At 38.0% G+C, this 13,106-nt stretch carries 18 protein-coding genes and 1 pseudogene; 4 read left to right on the top strand and 15 right to left on the bottom strand.

Going from position 1 to position 13,106, the window contains the following annotated elements; translation table 11 throughout:
- Window position 1: 1 nt before the first annotated feature.
- On the bottom strand, window positions 2-676 hold the full coding sequence (locus tag MHH64_RS19070) for a DUF421 domain-containing protein (RefSeq protein ID WP_340003290.1): 675 nt from the start codon (window positions 674-676) through the stop codon (window positions 2-4).
- Window positions 677-864: 188 nt separating this feature from the next.
- Here MHH64_RS19070 and MHH64_RS19065 point away from each other — a divergent pair, with 188 nt between their 5' ends.
- The 3 genes from MHH64_RS19065 to MHH64_RS19055 all read left to right on the top strand — a co-directional run bounded on the left by MHH64_RS19065 (window position 865) and on the right by MHH64_RS19055 (window position 2,804).
- Complete coding sequence (locus MHH64_RS19065) at window positions 865-2,127, top strand: hypothetical protein (RefSeq protein WP_095313331.1); 1,263 nt, start codon at window positions 865-867, stop codon at window positions 2,125-2,127.
- 20 nt (window positions 2,128-2,147) lie between these two features.
- Window positions 2,148-2,306: a hypothetical protein gene (locus MHH64_RS19060; protein WP_158586302.1), complete on the top strand. Its 159-nt coding sequence runs from the start codon at window positions 2,148-2,150 to the stop codon at window positions 2,304-2,306.
- 156 nt (window positions 2,307-2,462) lie between these two features.
- Window positions 2,463-2,804 carry a general stress protein gene (locus MHH64_RS19055; RefSeq protein ID WP_095313330.1) on the top strand — a complete coding sequence of 114 codons (342 nt, stop codon included), beginning with the start codon at window positions 2,463-2,465 and terminating at the stop codon, window positions 2,802-2,804.
- A 185-nt stretch (window positions 2,805-2,989) separates the two neighbouring features.
- On the opposite strand, the gene MHH64_RS19050 is transcribed toward MHH64_RS19055, so the two are convergent.
- The 3 genes from MHH64_RS19050 to MHH64_RS19040 are packed head-to-tail and all read right to left on the bottom strand — an operon-like array spanning window position 2,990 to window position 6,517.
- Entirely contained in the window at window positions 2,990-4,996 is a 2,007-nt protein-coding gene (locus MHH64_RS19050) for a TRAP transporter permease (RefSeq protein ID WP_340002224.1), read from the bottom strand.
- Window positions 4,993-5,502: a DUF1850 domain-containing protein gene (locus MHH64_RS19045; RefSeq protein WP_095313328.1), complete on the bottom strand. Its 510-nt coding sequence runs from the start codon at window positions 5,500-5,502 to the stop codon at window positions 4,993-4,995. Before MHH64_RS19045 ends, MHH64_RS19050 begins: the two co-directional genes overlap by 4 nt.
- A 19-nt stretch (window positions 5,503-5,521) precedes the next feature.
- Window positions 5,522-6,517 carry a TAXI family TRAP transporter solute-binding subunit gene (locus MHH64_RS19040; protein ID WP_340002223.1) on the bottom strand — a complete coding sequence of 332 codons (996 nt, stop codon included), beginning with the start codon at window positions 6,515-6,517 and terminating at the stop codon, window positions 5,522-5,524.
- A 590-nt stretch (window positions 6,518-7,107) separates the two neighbouring features.
- Between MHH64_RS19040 and MHH64_RS19035 the strand changes: the two genes are divergently transcribed.
- Window positions 7,108-7,338: a KGG domain-containing protein gene (locus MHH64_RS19035; RefSeq protein ID WP_340002222.1), complete on the top strand. Its 231-nt coding sequence runs from the start codon at window positions 7,108-7,110 to the stop codon at window positions 7,336-7,338.
- 207 nt (window positions 7,339-7,545) lie between these two features.
- Here MHH64_RS19035 and MHH64_RS19030 read toward each other — a convergent pair whose 3' ends face one another.
- The 11 genes and pseudogenes from MHH64_RS19030 to gvpQ all read right to left on the bottom strand — a co-directional run bounded on the left by MHH64_RS19030 (window position 7,546) and on the right by gvpQ (window position 13,103).
- Window positions 7,546-8,109, bottom strand: a complete 564-nt coding sequence (locus tag MHH64_RS19030; protein ID WP_340002221.1) for a YtxH domain-containing protein — start codon at window positions 8,107-8,109, stop codon at window positions 7,546-7,548.
- A gap of 32 nt (window positions 8,110-8,141) precedes the next feature.
- Window positions 8,142-8,462 carry a gas vesicle protein gene (locus MHH64_RS19025; RefSeq protein ID WP_118890314.1) on the bottom strand — a complete coding sequence of 107 codons (321 nt, stop codon included), beginning with the start codon at window positions 8,460-8,462 and terminating at the stop codon, window positions 8,142-8,144.
- Window positions 8,463-8,505: 43 nt separating this feature from the next.
- Complete coding sequence (locus tag MHH64_RS19020) at window positions 8,506-8,826, bottom strand: gas vesicle protein K (RefSeq protein ID WP_340003289.1); 321 nt, start codon at window positions 8,824-8,826, stop codon at window positions 8,506-8,508.
- Window positions 8,816-9,064, bottom strand: coding sequence for a gas vesicle protein (locus MHH64_RS19015; protein WP_095313319.1), 249 nt, complete (start codon window positions 9,062-9,064; stop codon window positions 8,816-8,818). The genes MHH64_RS19020 and MHH64_RS19015 overlap by 11 nt, the downstream gene beginning before the upstream one ends.
- 14 nt (window positions 9,065-9,078) lie before the next feature.
- Window positions 9,079-9,882 (bottom strand): GvpL/GvpF family gas vesicle protein, encoded by an 804-nt coding sequence (locus MHH64_RS19010; protein WP_340002220.1) that lies wholly within the window; start codon window positions 9,880-9,882, stop codon window positions 9,079-9,081.
- Window positions 9,883-9,891: 9 nt separating this feature from the next.
- Complete coding sequence (locus MHH64_RS19005; RefSeq protein WP_095313316.1) at window positions 9,892-10,149, bottom strand: gas vesicle protein GvpG; 258 nt, start codon at window positions 10,147-10,149, stop codon at window positions 9,892-9,894.
- The gene (locus MHH64_RS19000) at window positions 10,146-10,913 is read right to left on the bottom strand and encodes a GvpL/GvpF family gas vesicle protein (RefSeq protein WP_095313314.1); all 768 of its coding nucleotides are present in this window, start codon (window positions 10,911-10,913) and stop codon (window positions 10,146-10,148) included. The genes MHH64_RS19005 and MHH64_RS19000 overlap by 4 nt, the downstream gene beginning before the upstream one ends.
- A 5-nt stretch (window positions 10,914-10,918) precedes the next feature.
- The gene (gvpN, locus tag MHH64_RS18995) at window positions 10,919-11,833 is read right to left on the bottom strand and encodes a gas vesicle protein GvpN (protein WP_251659394.1); all 915 of its coding nucleotides are present in this window, start codon (window positions 11,831-11,833) and stop codon (window positions 10,919-10,921) included.
- Between the two features lie 19 nt (window positions 11,834-11,852).
- A pseudogene (gene gvpO, locus MHH64_RS18990) lies at window positions 11,853-12,131 on the bottom strand (gas vesicle protein GvpO); the annotation flags it as partial.
- Between the two features lie 74 nt (window positions 12,132-12,205).
- Window positions 12,206-12,481 carry a gas vesicle structural protein GvpA gene (gene gvpA / locus MHH64_RS18985; RefSeq protein ID WP_095313309.1) on the bottom strand — a complete coding sequence of 92 codons (276 nt, stop codon included), beginning with the start codon at window positions 12,479-12,481 and terminating at the stop codon, window positions 12,206-12,208.
- 52 nt (window positions 12,482-12,533) lie between these two features.
- A complete protein-coding gene (gene gvpQ / locus MHH64_RS18980) occupies window positions 12,534-13,103 on the bottom strand; it encodes a gas vesicle protein GvpQ (RefSeq protein WP_095313308.1) in 570 nt (189 codons plus the stop codon).
- Window positions 13,104-13,106 lie beyond the last annotated feature (3 nt).

Raw genomic sequence — 13,106 nt, 5'->3', positions numbered from 1 at the left:
GCTATAAAGCTGCGTCATCCCTTTTTACCCCTCTAACAACAATCCCATTCACGCTAGACCATTCAGCATAATAAATCTTGCTTAAATCCTTATAACCCTTTTCAGCCAATTGAGCTCGTAACCATCTTTCGTCTTTTTGGATATTTTTCAATGCTTTCTTTTCGATCCTTCCCTCATCGACAAGTAGATGAGTTAAAGTAGCCTTTTTGGGTTTAATTGATAGCATTTCGGCAGTTACTGGGGATGATAATTCATTTTTCAAGACACTTAATTGTCCGCTCGGCTCCAGAACTGCGTATTTTACTTCTTGTAAAGAAAATATACCTTGTTGCCTCAGCATTGTTCGGAGCTGCTCGGATTCTAGTTTGTTCTTTTTCAGTGTTTTTACATCCAGTTCTCCATCTTTTATGATAATAGAAGGTTCCCCTTTAATAACCGTTCGCATTCTGTCAAATCTTCGTACAATCAGTTCTATTATATAAATTAAAGCCGCCCATAATCCTATCGCATACAGTACTTGCCATACAGTTACCAGATCATCATAAATAGATTCCTCGAGCAGGCCACCAAGAACTAATAGATAGACAAGGTCAAATGGTGTTATTTGTGAGAGTTCTTTTTTTCCTAAGAGACGGACAACAAGCAGCAAAGCTAAAAGTCCGCAAATTACTTTTATGCTTATGGAAGTTTCTATGATTCATCCCGCCTTTTGAAATGCTTAGTTAGTTTAATGTTGTATTACCCTTTCTTCTGTTTCTTAATCCTGAAGTCTATTAGCTGCTTTTCATGATAGAAGCATAATCGATTTCGTTTCATATTCATTGATTCGTGATACATACATAGTAAGAAAAAGGAGGCAAACATATGACAGCAGAGGTAGCAATAATGAATAAACAAGGTATTTCGTTGGCTGCTGATAGTGCAATCACAAGTGGCAGAGACGGTGTACAAAAGGTTTATAATACAGCAAACAAATTATTCTCCTTATCAAGTGAACATCCAATCGGAATAATGGTTTATGGTGCTGCATCGTTTATGGAAGTGCCTTGGGATGTCATTATTAAATCGTATCGCGATAATCTTGGTGAACGGAAATTCGCTAATTTAACCAACTATGTGGAGGACTTTTTTAATTTTTTACGACAAGATGAGCGATTTAAAAATGAAAATGTAGAAGAAATAGTCATTTACCGCATTTTTTCTGACAATCTAAAGCGTATTGTAAAAGAAGTGGAGGACATAATCAGGCATGAAAGGAATAAAGATGGGGGCATTTCCGCTGAAAAAGTAACGGAATGGTTAGTTGACTGTATAAATGAGAATATACAATCGTACCAAAAGGAGAGAAAAACCTTTTTGGAGATCAATTATGGTGCATTTAAAGAAAAATTCGGCTCTGTTATTGATGAGATTAAAGATGAGCTGATTACGTATGAAATCCCCAGTGAACTGACGGAAACATTTTACGAGCTTGCTTTTGAAGCAGCAAAGAAAGATTATTTCAGTGTAGGAAGTACTGGATTTGTAATTGCTGGATATGGCGAAGAAGAAATTTTTCCGCAATTATTAAACTACCGATTAGAAGGCTTTGTATTTGACCAATTGAAATACAAAAAGCTAAAGGAAAAAAGAATTAGCTATACGACAGATAAAATGGATGGAACAGCTGCTGTTACCGCTTTTGCGCAACGAGAAATGGTCGATTCATTCATAGGCGGAATGGAACCGAATATGGAAGATGTTATCTTTGACATTATTGCTAACGTGTTAAAAGACTATCCAGAGCAAATTCAAAAGCATGTATCGATAGATTTTACCGAGGAACAAGTTACAGAACTGCAAAGCTTGGGTAAAGAAGTGTATGAGTCGATAGAAGATGCAGTAAAGGAATACCAGCAAACAAATTATGTTGAGCCATTACTTGGTGTTGTGCGATCCTTGCCAAAAGAAGAGCTGGCCGATATGGCAGAAATGCTTATTAGTCTTACTTCCTTTAAAAGACGAGTGACAAGAGCAACAGAGTCTGTTGGTCCACCAATTGATGTAGCTGTCATTACAAAAGGTGATGGGTTTGTATGGATGAAACGGAAAAACTATGTGAATTCTGAAATTAATGCTCGATTTTAAAATCAGAAAGGAATGAGCTTATGGTTTCCAAAGAAAAGAAGTCATCAAAGGATTCGTTTTTTAGTTTGCCGACAGAGGATCGCCTCGACTTTGAATTGGAAGATAAAGAAAAAGAGGAAAAAGAAACAGCAACAGAAAAAGTATTTGATAAATTGAATGGGAAAAATAAAAAGAAGTAGATTTTACACTTCACCACTAAGAGGTAGCGCATGAAATATATTACAATCGGAATACAAACCTATTAAAAACTATTTTTCATGTTTACGTAATTTCTATCGTGGAACACAATTAATGTACGAGCAAGACTATCAACTATTGAAAGGAGCTGTTAGAAAATGGCTAGAAACAATAATGGTAAGATGTCTCGTGAACAAGCAGGAAAAAAAGGTGGAAACGTAACCTCAAGAAATCATGACCAAGAGTTCTATGAGGAAATCGGCCAAAAAGGCGGAAAGGCCACTGCTCAAAATCATGACCAGGACTTTTATGAGGAAATCGGTCAAAAAGGTGGAGAAGCAACCGCCAAAAATCATGATCAAGAGTTTTATGAAGAGATTGGTCAAAAAGGTGGAGAAGCAACTTCAAAAAGCCATGACCAAGAGTTTTATGAAGAAATTGGTGAAAAAGGCGGTAATGCCCGTGCACGCCAACGGAGAAATAACAGCAACAACTCATAATAAAAATTAATAGAAAAATATAGAAGCTGAGTGAGCAAGTATGCATAAGGTTCTTGCTCACTCAGCTTTTTGTTGAGGATAATATCTATGCCGTTTAGAAATTCGATTATTTTGCTTGTTACCGTTAATCATCATGGATGACGACCTTCCGTAAAATAATTTGACCTCATCATAATCTAGGCAAACTAAGCTTCTGCTTGTGTCATCCTTTTTCTTTTGATAATTTGAGTGGCAATGACAATTGCGAATAAAACGATACCGATAGCATCAGACAACATCCCCGGTATTACCAATACGACAGCAGCTATTGCTGAAATCACCCTTAATACCCAATTTAAATTTTCCAGCAAGTATCCTTCTAGTGCGATAGCTAATGCCATAACCCCAATAATTGCTGTAATCGCAATCAATAGGATACTTAAAGCGTCAGCATCTTGCATCAGCATCTCAGGCGAATAAACGAATACATAGGGTACGAGAATCCCAGCAGCTGCGAGTTTCAGTGATATGAATCCAGTTTTATTTGGTTCTCCACCTGCCAGTCCTGCGCCGGCAAATGCTGCTAGGGCTACAGGAGGGGTTAAGTTTGCCAAAATACCGAAATAAAAAACAAACATATGTGATACAAAAGGCTCGACACCGAACTGTACCAACGCTGGTGCTGCCATGGAGGACGTAATAATGTACGTAGGTATAGAAGGTAGCCCCATTCCCAGAATGATGGACGCAATCATCGTAAAGAATAATGTCAAAATAAGTGTGTCGTTACCAAGAATAAGAATTGCCGAGGTCATTTTTAAGCCAAATCCTGTTAAAGAGGCTACACCTACAATAATTCCGACCATCGCACAGGCCATCGCAACACCAAGTGCACTGCGTGTTCCATCTTCCAGCGCTTGAAAAAGGCCTTTCAGATTCATTCGCGTTGTTGCTCTTAGTAAAGAAATGACTACAGTCGAAATGATTGCCCATGCTGCAGCGTAAATGGGTGTAAACCCACCAAATAACATATAAATGAGAATAATAAGTGGAATTAGCAAATGTCCTCGTTCTTTTAAAACATCTTTCATTCTCGGAAGCTCTTTTCGGGATAATCCTTTTAAGCCAAGTTTTTTGGCGCGTAAATGAACAACTGTAAGAACGCCCATGTAATATAAAATCCCAGGGATAATGGCTGCGATAGCAATTTGCGCATATGGCATCCCTAACGTTTCTGCCATAATAAAGGCAGTCGCTCCCATTACCGGTGGAAGTATCTGACCACCAACAGAGGCTGCTGCCTCCACAGCTCCTGCAAAATTTTTGGAATATCCGGTTTTCTTCATTAGTGGGATCGTAAACGAACCTGTCGTTACGACATTCGCAATGGCAGAACCATTAATAGAACCAAGAAAACCACTTGAAACAACGGCAACCTTCGCGGGACCTCCGGCAGTATGTCCAGAAATAGCCATTGCGGAATCATTAAATAATTGTCCCATTCCGGTGCGATTTAAAAATGCTCCAAACAAGATAAATAAGAAAATATAGGTAGCAGAAACACCTATTGCAGTCCCGAATATACCTTCTGTTGTTAAATACAAGTAAGAAGCAATGTCGTCTATTTGGTATCCGCGATGGGCAACTACTCTAGGGAGATATGGACCGAAATAGGCATACAAGAGGAACAAGGTACAAAGAACGGTCAGTCCATTCCCAACTACTCGCCGTCCACCTTCAAGGACAAGCAGAACCATTAGTAAACTGAAGATAATATCGTTTTGGCTTGGCAATCCAGCTCGATTTACAATCCCCATATAATCGGTGAAAATATAAACGATGGTTGCAATCGATAGGATAGCAAGCAAAAAGTCAATGATTGTTGCACGAGTCTGTGGTGCATTTTTACGTGAGGGATACAGTAAAAATACAAGAGCCATTACTACTCCCGTATGTAATGCGCGGTGTTGTAGTGTAACTAAGGGTCCTGTAAATGAAGTAATCAAGTGGAATAGGGCCAAGGAAACTGAGATAATCATAACAAGCCTGGCCATCCAAGGTATATTCAATTTTCGGAACCTGGCTTCTGAATCGTATTTTTCAACAATCTTTTGTTTTTCTTCTTCTGATAATTCTTCACGAGTGATTCCTTGCACGTCCTTTTCCGCAAGCTCTTCTAGTGACTTTTCATTTTTTTTAATGGAATTACTCACCTGAGGGATACCTCCTTATTGAATATCCTTAACAGTAGCCATTTATAGACTTGTATTTGTTCATAGTGGATTTGGATATTTATGTCTTCCGGAACGTAGTCGGATAACGGATACCTTTGTTCATTGTTTTCGAGATAATAGTTTGAAATCGCGACATAGAACAGGGAATAATGGGGTATAACCCGATCTATTCCAGTAACTTGGATAAATCCATTCGGAAGAAATTCTACTTTACCATCTGTATCTGGAGTCCCTGCCCCATAAGACTTGTACAATGTAGACTCAAGACTTAGATTTCCATTTTCGATTATTCGATATGTTTCCTTCCAAGGTGTCAATTCAACAGAATGTCTCCACCCGATTGTTAATTTATCCGAATCCCAAGGCAGAAAAAGTAATGGATTTTCTTCTCCATCCGTTAATAAAATACCTGATTGGACGGGAATCACGCTGATCCCGAATCCAACCAGCAGAATAGCAAGTATCAGCGTTATTTTTTTAATCATTTAGCCAAAACTTCCGCTTTTATTCTGTTATCCCTTGTTCTTCAAAATATTTAGCTGCACCAGGATGGAGTGGTGCTGGCAGGTTTTGTAATGCATTCTCTAATGTGATATCGTTAGCCGCATTATGTGTGTTCTGTAATTGATCAAGGTTATCAAATATAGCTTTAGCCATTGCGTAGGCCATATCATCTGAAACTTCACTATGTGTCAACAAAACATTGTTAACACCTATGGTTGATACATCTTCCTCCATATCATATATATCCTTTGGTACAGTTGTTGGAAAAAAGGAAGGATAGTCTTCTTGCATTCCGAGAATGATATCTTCAGCAATTTCTACAATTACAACATCCTGTGTTGTCTGAAGCTCGAGCACACCGGCATTTGGCAATCCAGAAGAAATAACGACTGCATCGATATTTCCATTTTGAATCCCTTCGACTCCTTCAGAAAAGGAAAGAAAATCGGCGTTGATGTCATCGTATGTCATTCCGTATGCCTCCAGCACACGTTGCGCACTGATTTCTGTTCCAGATGCAGGCGCACCAACAGCAACTCTTTTTCCAGCTAAATCTTCAACTGTTTTAATGCCAGAGCTTTCAGTCGCTACAATTTGTAAATAATTCGGATAGAGAGAGGCAAGTGTACGGATGTTTTCCTGAGCACCTATTTCTGTAGCGCTAGCAACTCCTTCATAAGCATCCTGAGCTGCATCTCCCATCGAAAATCCGATTTCTGCATTTCCTTGGTTAAGGGTTGTTGCGTTTGCTGTAGACGCTGCTGTAGATTGGCTGTTCGCATTAGCACCTAAATCTTGGAAGATATTCGCTAATGTTCCTCCTAGCGGGTAGTACACACCAGATGAACCACCTGTAAGAATCGTAATAAACTCACCGTCTAATACATCTTCAGCATTTCCGCTTTCGCCAGCAGGATCAGAATTACTATTATTATTACACGCGGAAATTATCATAAATATGGATACGAACACGAAGATGGATAAAATTTTTTTCATTAAAATACCTCCAATGGTTAAGTAGCTTTACTTAAGAAACAATCATCGTACAACAATGTGTCTAGTAAAATATGGATACTGGAAATAGTTATACACCTCCTATGTTTAGACTCTATGCTTTCATTTGAAAAACTTTCAAATCATGTATGAATTTAAACAATAATTTTTTTACTCTAAATAAAAAGTCCAGTTCAAAGAAGACTATAAAAAGTCTTTGAACTGGATCTTATCTGTGGGAAGACTTCGGAAAGAAGAACTGACAGATTAGGCAGCTTGTATTATATATTTTGTTGATAATTATATGTTATGTTTTTCTTTCAATATTAGAACATCATGATTATGGATGGAGAGCTTAACGTTGAGACATCCAGTGTTTAAATCATTTTTGAAAATAGAAATGAAAAGAAAAGAATAAGAGTTAGCTACTGTAAATCATTCGAATGCAGGTATAGAAATGAACAGATGTAATAAGAACGTTACAATTGGAATACAAGCCCATGAAAAGCTGTTATTCATGTTTAGGTAATAGACTACGTGGAATACAACTACTGTACGAGCAAAAATATCAACTATTGAAAGGAGCTATTAACATGGCTAAGAACAATAATGGTAAGATGTCTCGTGAACAAGCTGGCAAAAAAGGCGGTAAAGCAACCGCAAGAAATCATGACCAGGAATTCTATGAAGAAATAGGTCAAAAAGGCGGTGAAGCAACCGCTAAGAATCATGACCAGGAATTTTTTGAAGAAATTGGTGAAAAGGGCGGCAATGCACGTGCGCGTCAACGGAACAATAACAATAACAACAGCAACAATTCATAACTAAAAACTTTAATATGTATGGTAAAGAAGGAGAGGGGATCTACCCTTTCCTTTTTGTCTATTTACGATGTAACCTCGCATAGCAAAACAGAGACTCACAAAGTGGAGAGGTCGAATGACTGTACCGGGCTTTATGAGTCTCTGATCTATAAGGGAACCGCAATAGTTGGCTGCCTTTTCTTACTCTTTACGTTTTAGTGACCTTTATTATTTTGAAGCTGAAGCTGTTTTGGCACGTGTTTTTGGAGTAGTGCCTGAACTTCTTTTTGCAGCTGTTCTTCTAGCGCTGGAAGAACCGGCTTTTGAATTAGCTTCTGTTTTCTTATTTGAACTTGCAGACGGGTTTTGTTTGTCCTTCTGCTCATCCTTTGGATTTTGTTTCTCTTTTGTTCTATTAGATTGTGACTCAGAATTGTTTTTTGGATCTTCTTCATCCAATTTAGCTTCATTGGACGACGTGTTCTTTGCAGGATTAAGCTTGTCCTTTAGCTCTATTGTTTTATTGGTGGCATTTTCTTTGATAGCAGCATATTTATCCATTGCTGAATCACTGATTTCACGTGATTTATCTACTGCCTTATCTTTAGCAGAGCCTACTTGATAGGTAATATCTCCGCGCAGCTCTTTTCCGGATTTCGGAGCGAGTAATAGGGTGGTAGCAACACCGATTCCCCAACCGATAATACCACCTCTTATAACATCTTTTTTTGTATAAACTTTATCAGATTCCTTGCTATTATCTTGAGTATCCTGTTTGTTTTGTTCAGTCATGATTTATTCCTCCTAGTAAATTTTTTGATTTGCTAGCTATCGCTAGACAGTTTACCTTCCAATTTTTCCAATCGCTCGAGTAACTTTTGATTTTCCTCTTTTAATTTATCCTGTTCCTGCAACGCTGCTTGCGAGTTTAGGTATGGGTCTGTTTCCCACCAGTCCATTCCAATCTCTTTTGCTTTATCAACGGATGCGACAATTAATCTGATTTTGATGGAAAGCAGTTCCACATCTGCAATTCCTACCCGTATATCTCCCGCAATGACAACCCCTTTATCCAATACTGTTTCGAGAACGTCAACCAAATTACTGGACCCACCAGTTGTTTGTGGGGAGTTTCCATTAGCCATGTCTTACCCTCCCTGTGAAATCCTGTTTCAATTTTCATTCAACCTATAGTAAATTTCCTAATGGACCCAAATCAACGTTCAAATCTTCATCTGTAAAATTAAAAATTTCTTTTAATTCTTCCATTTTCATATCTAAATTCATTAACGCTACACCGAGTTTTTCAATTTCCTCTTCCGTCAGATTCCCTCCGTCCACGCGGCGAATTGCTTGTCTTTCCACAAGTTGACGTAATAGCTCGATGACGGTAAGGACGAGCTGGGCAAGACCTTCTTCAGCACCTTCTGGGTCAAGTTCAATACGTCCGCTTTTTTCTGGTCGATGGTCAAGACCTGCTAGAGATGCTGGTTGATTATTAAGATTGATGGATGACACGATCCAACTCCTCCTTTTCATAATCAAATTGTTTCGATGATAATTTTTCAGCAGTTTCCTTATTCGACTCAATTAGTGTTTCAACCGATGAAATCAATACGCGCAAATCAAGATAGACTAAATCGATTCCAGCGATAGAGAGGATGAGGTCTCCTTTAATTGCTACACCTTTATCCAGAACTACATCGAGTATATCAATAAGACCAACCTCTTTATTTTCCAATTCCATGTGTATCCTCCAAACTAGCTAATTCTGGCAAAATGGTAGGATGGCCATGGTCCTGTAACCTCGAAGTACCAGCCTGATTCTGCCCATTTGTCCTGTAGCTCTTTAATGCTAGATTTAAAGTTGGTTATTTCGGATTTATCCACCATATAGACACTGTTCCAGCACATTTCCTCTTGACGGCCAGTTACATCCTTATTCCAATTTCTTTTCACTTCGTGGTCGACGCTTAATGCTGCTAGTTTCTCATGAATCGTTTCTGAAAAGACATGTGTTTCTTTCTCTGTCTCTTGATCAATTAGTTGATCAAGCCTTCTTTTTTCCAAGTATTGTCGACCTGGTGACATGGCAGCAATTTTTTCTTTTTTAGCTTCTATTGTTTCATTATTACACGCCACTATTTCTTTTATTTTATCTCGCTCACAATAGAGTTTTAATATCCATTCTTCTTTATCAGCGATGTTATCAAGTAATTGAAGCATACGCTTTTGATGGGTATTGATTGTGTTTTTTAGACTTTCCAGACCAGAATAGAGGGTACAGAATTTCATCGGTATGATGGGATATCGCTCATACAGTTTCATCAATGTTTCGTGATGATGAAATGCTTTCTGATGGAGCCAGTTTACATCATTTGTTTTTTTTTCGAGCTCCTTTTCACTGTATTCCACTGGATCTAGCTCACAGACAATTGCTTCGACATTTTCGAATGGAAGTCTATAAATCTGCGACTTCTCATCTAACCCTTTAAGAGAGGGAAGGGGAGCCGCATCTATTCCGCCAGCTGGTATAATTCCATATAGATAGATTAATTTCTCCATATTCCATCCTCACTTTTTTCGTTTTGTTAACTCATTTATTTGTTCCATTTCTCGTTTTTTAGCAATCTCATAACGTATTAACAGTTCTTTCTCTGATTGCTTGTAAGAATCCTCATCAATTTCTTCAAGCTCATACATCATCTGCAGGTGAATCAATTTCTTTTGGATATGTTCCAGATCGTATAGCTCTTTTTCCACTTCTTCTTGAACCTTTTCCCCAATTTTTACAATTAAGTTTATCGGCGAAGTGAAGATTTTTTGAATCATGTCGAGGGTTCCTCTATTTTCAATTTAATATTGATAAAGTTATACGCTGGCCATGGTCCTGTATATTTAAATTCCACTTTATCCTGCCATCTATCATGAAGTTTATTTACATGTTCATCGAATTCTGCCTCTTTATCACGGTCTATCAGGTATGCTGCATTAAGAAGCATTTTTTCACCGATTGGATCATTGATTTCATTCGCTTCAGCAAGAGGTACTAATGAATCATGTATTTCTGATTTGATTTCATTCTGCAGCGATTGAAAGAAGTTCTTCGCCATCTCCCCAAGTTGAATCCGATCAAAGTATCCGGCAGCCTCAGATTTGGAACGAACTACCTGTTTTTTCTTCATAACATCATCATTTTGCATGATGTTTTTCTCTAGCCAATCTTTCTTGCCGACAACCTTTAAACCAACCTCGATTTTCCCTTTAATTTGAGGGAAAATCTTCAACAACTGAGGGTAGAGGCTTTCAGCTAAGGCGATGACATCTTCTTCGGTTTGAAATAAATTTCCAAAACTAATTGGTACGACTGTGTCCATTGTTTCCATTACCCTTGAAAGCACTTCTTGATGCATCATTAGATTTTCTTTACTAGGATGATAGATTTTCATAGGAGCTCGTGTGACAACCATTGCTGCGTCTTTATAATGAACGGTGTAAATCTCTCTTTCTTGTCCTTCAAAATGAATGGTTCCAAACGTTGTTTCATTATTTGTCTGAATACCACAAAAAACATATATTCCTTGCTCTTCACTCATTTCATTCACCCTAACGTAATTTTTTTGCATTCATGTACGAGTTGCCTTTTCGCCCGTTGTTTATGCTTGTCTTCCATACATGCCTGAAGAGGGAACCATGTAATGTCAAAACACAACTGATTAAACTCTTCATTTGAACCGTTAATTGGTATGTCATACCGTTTTGCTAATTCAGCTATCATGATGGATGCTCTTAATGAAGGCCCTTGAAAATCTTGACTCGTATGACAAAGTTTCCTGATTTTCATCATAAATTCAACGATTGCTTGTGCTTTTTCCCGCTCAATCTCTGTTTTATTGATTACGGCTGTAATTTCAGCTTCTTTTTCCAACGAACCAAGTGTCAGTGTTACCATCCGGTCCAGCAGAGCATCCTGGGTTTTATAGACACCAGCATATTCTACAGGATTACTAGTAAAGATAACGGAGAAATCCGGGTGAACTTTTATAAAGGATCTTTTTTGCTTGGTTCCATAGAGAGGTAAAATCTTCTCTTCCAGAATAGGTAAAAATATATTATTAATCTCTGGCTTGGAACGTGTAAATTCATCATATACAAGTGTGTAACCTTTTTTCACTGCTTCCAGTAACCGACCGTCTGACCAGGATTCGGTAACATTTTCTTCGATTTTATGAACGCTTCGAACATAATTATCCTTTAATTTTCTGCGTTTATAACCTGTAAAAGCACCAATAAAATCTTCTGTTGAGAGATCTTTATTTCCATTGATCAACATGACGGGACGTTTTCTCTGTTTCGCTATATGAAGAGCGAGTGTTGTTTTGCCAATTCCCGAAGGACCAGTGAAATGGAGGGGATAGCCGGTATCCAGATATCGTAATGACCGTTTAATAATCCCTTTGTAGTAAGCTGAATGTTCATATAAGCTAGTTTGGCTTGTCTCTGTGTCATCGGTCATGTTTAATCCTCCCGTTCACCTAAGCCTGTTCCTCTAAATCACTTCGGAACCGAAGACTGATTCTTGAAAATCCGGTAACCTCGGATTCCGTATCGAGAAAAACTTCGTATAATCCAATCATTTGGTCATTGGCATATTTTTTCATATATTCTTTTTCCTCGATGACTTCTACTAATGCCCGCCAGCTGCTCTCGCCATTTTCTTCTTGTTTTTTCACAGAAATTATTTTATGTGGAGGGGCGATATTATCGTTAAAAAACTGCTTTACTTCCTCCATTATTTTCATATGTTTCACTTCCTTATATTGTTGTTGTAAGTATGACTGGAATTAGAACATGTACGATATTCTAATTCCAGTTTGTAAGTTAAACGTTATGCTTCTTCCTCTTGATACTCCAAACTATCTCCGCGTGCAGATAAACGATCTGAGAGACCATCTTCTTCAAAGTCATCTTGCAATAAACCAACGGCCTCTGCATATCGTAACCATGTATCGACACTCGCAATAACAACTCGTGCCTCAATGGTAATTAATTCAATCCCTACTACGGAAACCCTTGCGAAAGCATCAATTACAATCCCTTTATCTAATATGCGGTCAATTACCTCTGCTAAACTTGAACTATCGGTTGACTTTTGAATAGCCATTTATAACATGCTCCTTTCTGGATGTTGAATTTACTTACGATTAAGCTTTGCATTATTTAACGTCTGCATAATGTTTAATACTTCTTGGACCTTTAATTTTCGTAGAGCTTTTAATAGATGCAGCACTTTTTATATGACTTACACCCTTGATGTGATTCACACCACGAATACTTGAGTCTGATCCTGTCCTTTTTCTTAATTTGCTCTGGAATTTCTGTCCAGTTTCTTTGGCACCAGCTACTTTTTCCTTCACCTGTAAGAGCGCATGCTGCATTTTGTTTTCTGCTTTTTCTGCATTAGCATGAATCTTTTTTGCATTTTCATCTTTCTTTTTCTTCAGCTTTTCTGCAGCTTCATGCGCTTTGGATTGAATGCCTTCTGTTAGCTTATTACGGAATTGTTCAGCCATTTCGTCTTTCATTTCTGATTTTACTGCTTGCTTGATTTCCGTCGGATCGTCTGCTCGTTTGATTATGTTTTTTACTTTTGGCATTGCAATGCGAATCCCTTTTCTTACTTTAGGGAGTAAAAAAGGTGCAGTAGTAGCTAAAAAAGTAATCCCACCAGCAATAAATGAAGCTTGTACACCGGGTTTTTCGATTATTTTCTTCGGTGTTTCCATAGA

The sequence above is a fragment of the Oceanobacillus sp. FSL K6-0127 genome (genome assembly GCF_037983385.1).
In the GTDB taxonomy this organism is placed as follows: Bacteria; Bacillota; Bacilli; order Bacillales; family Amphibacillaceae; genus Oceanobacillus; species Oceanobacillus profundus.
Note: the sequence above shows the minus strand (reverse complement) of the source record. Positions and strands in the feature narration are given on the sequence as shown.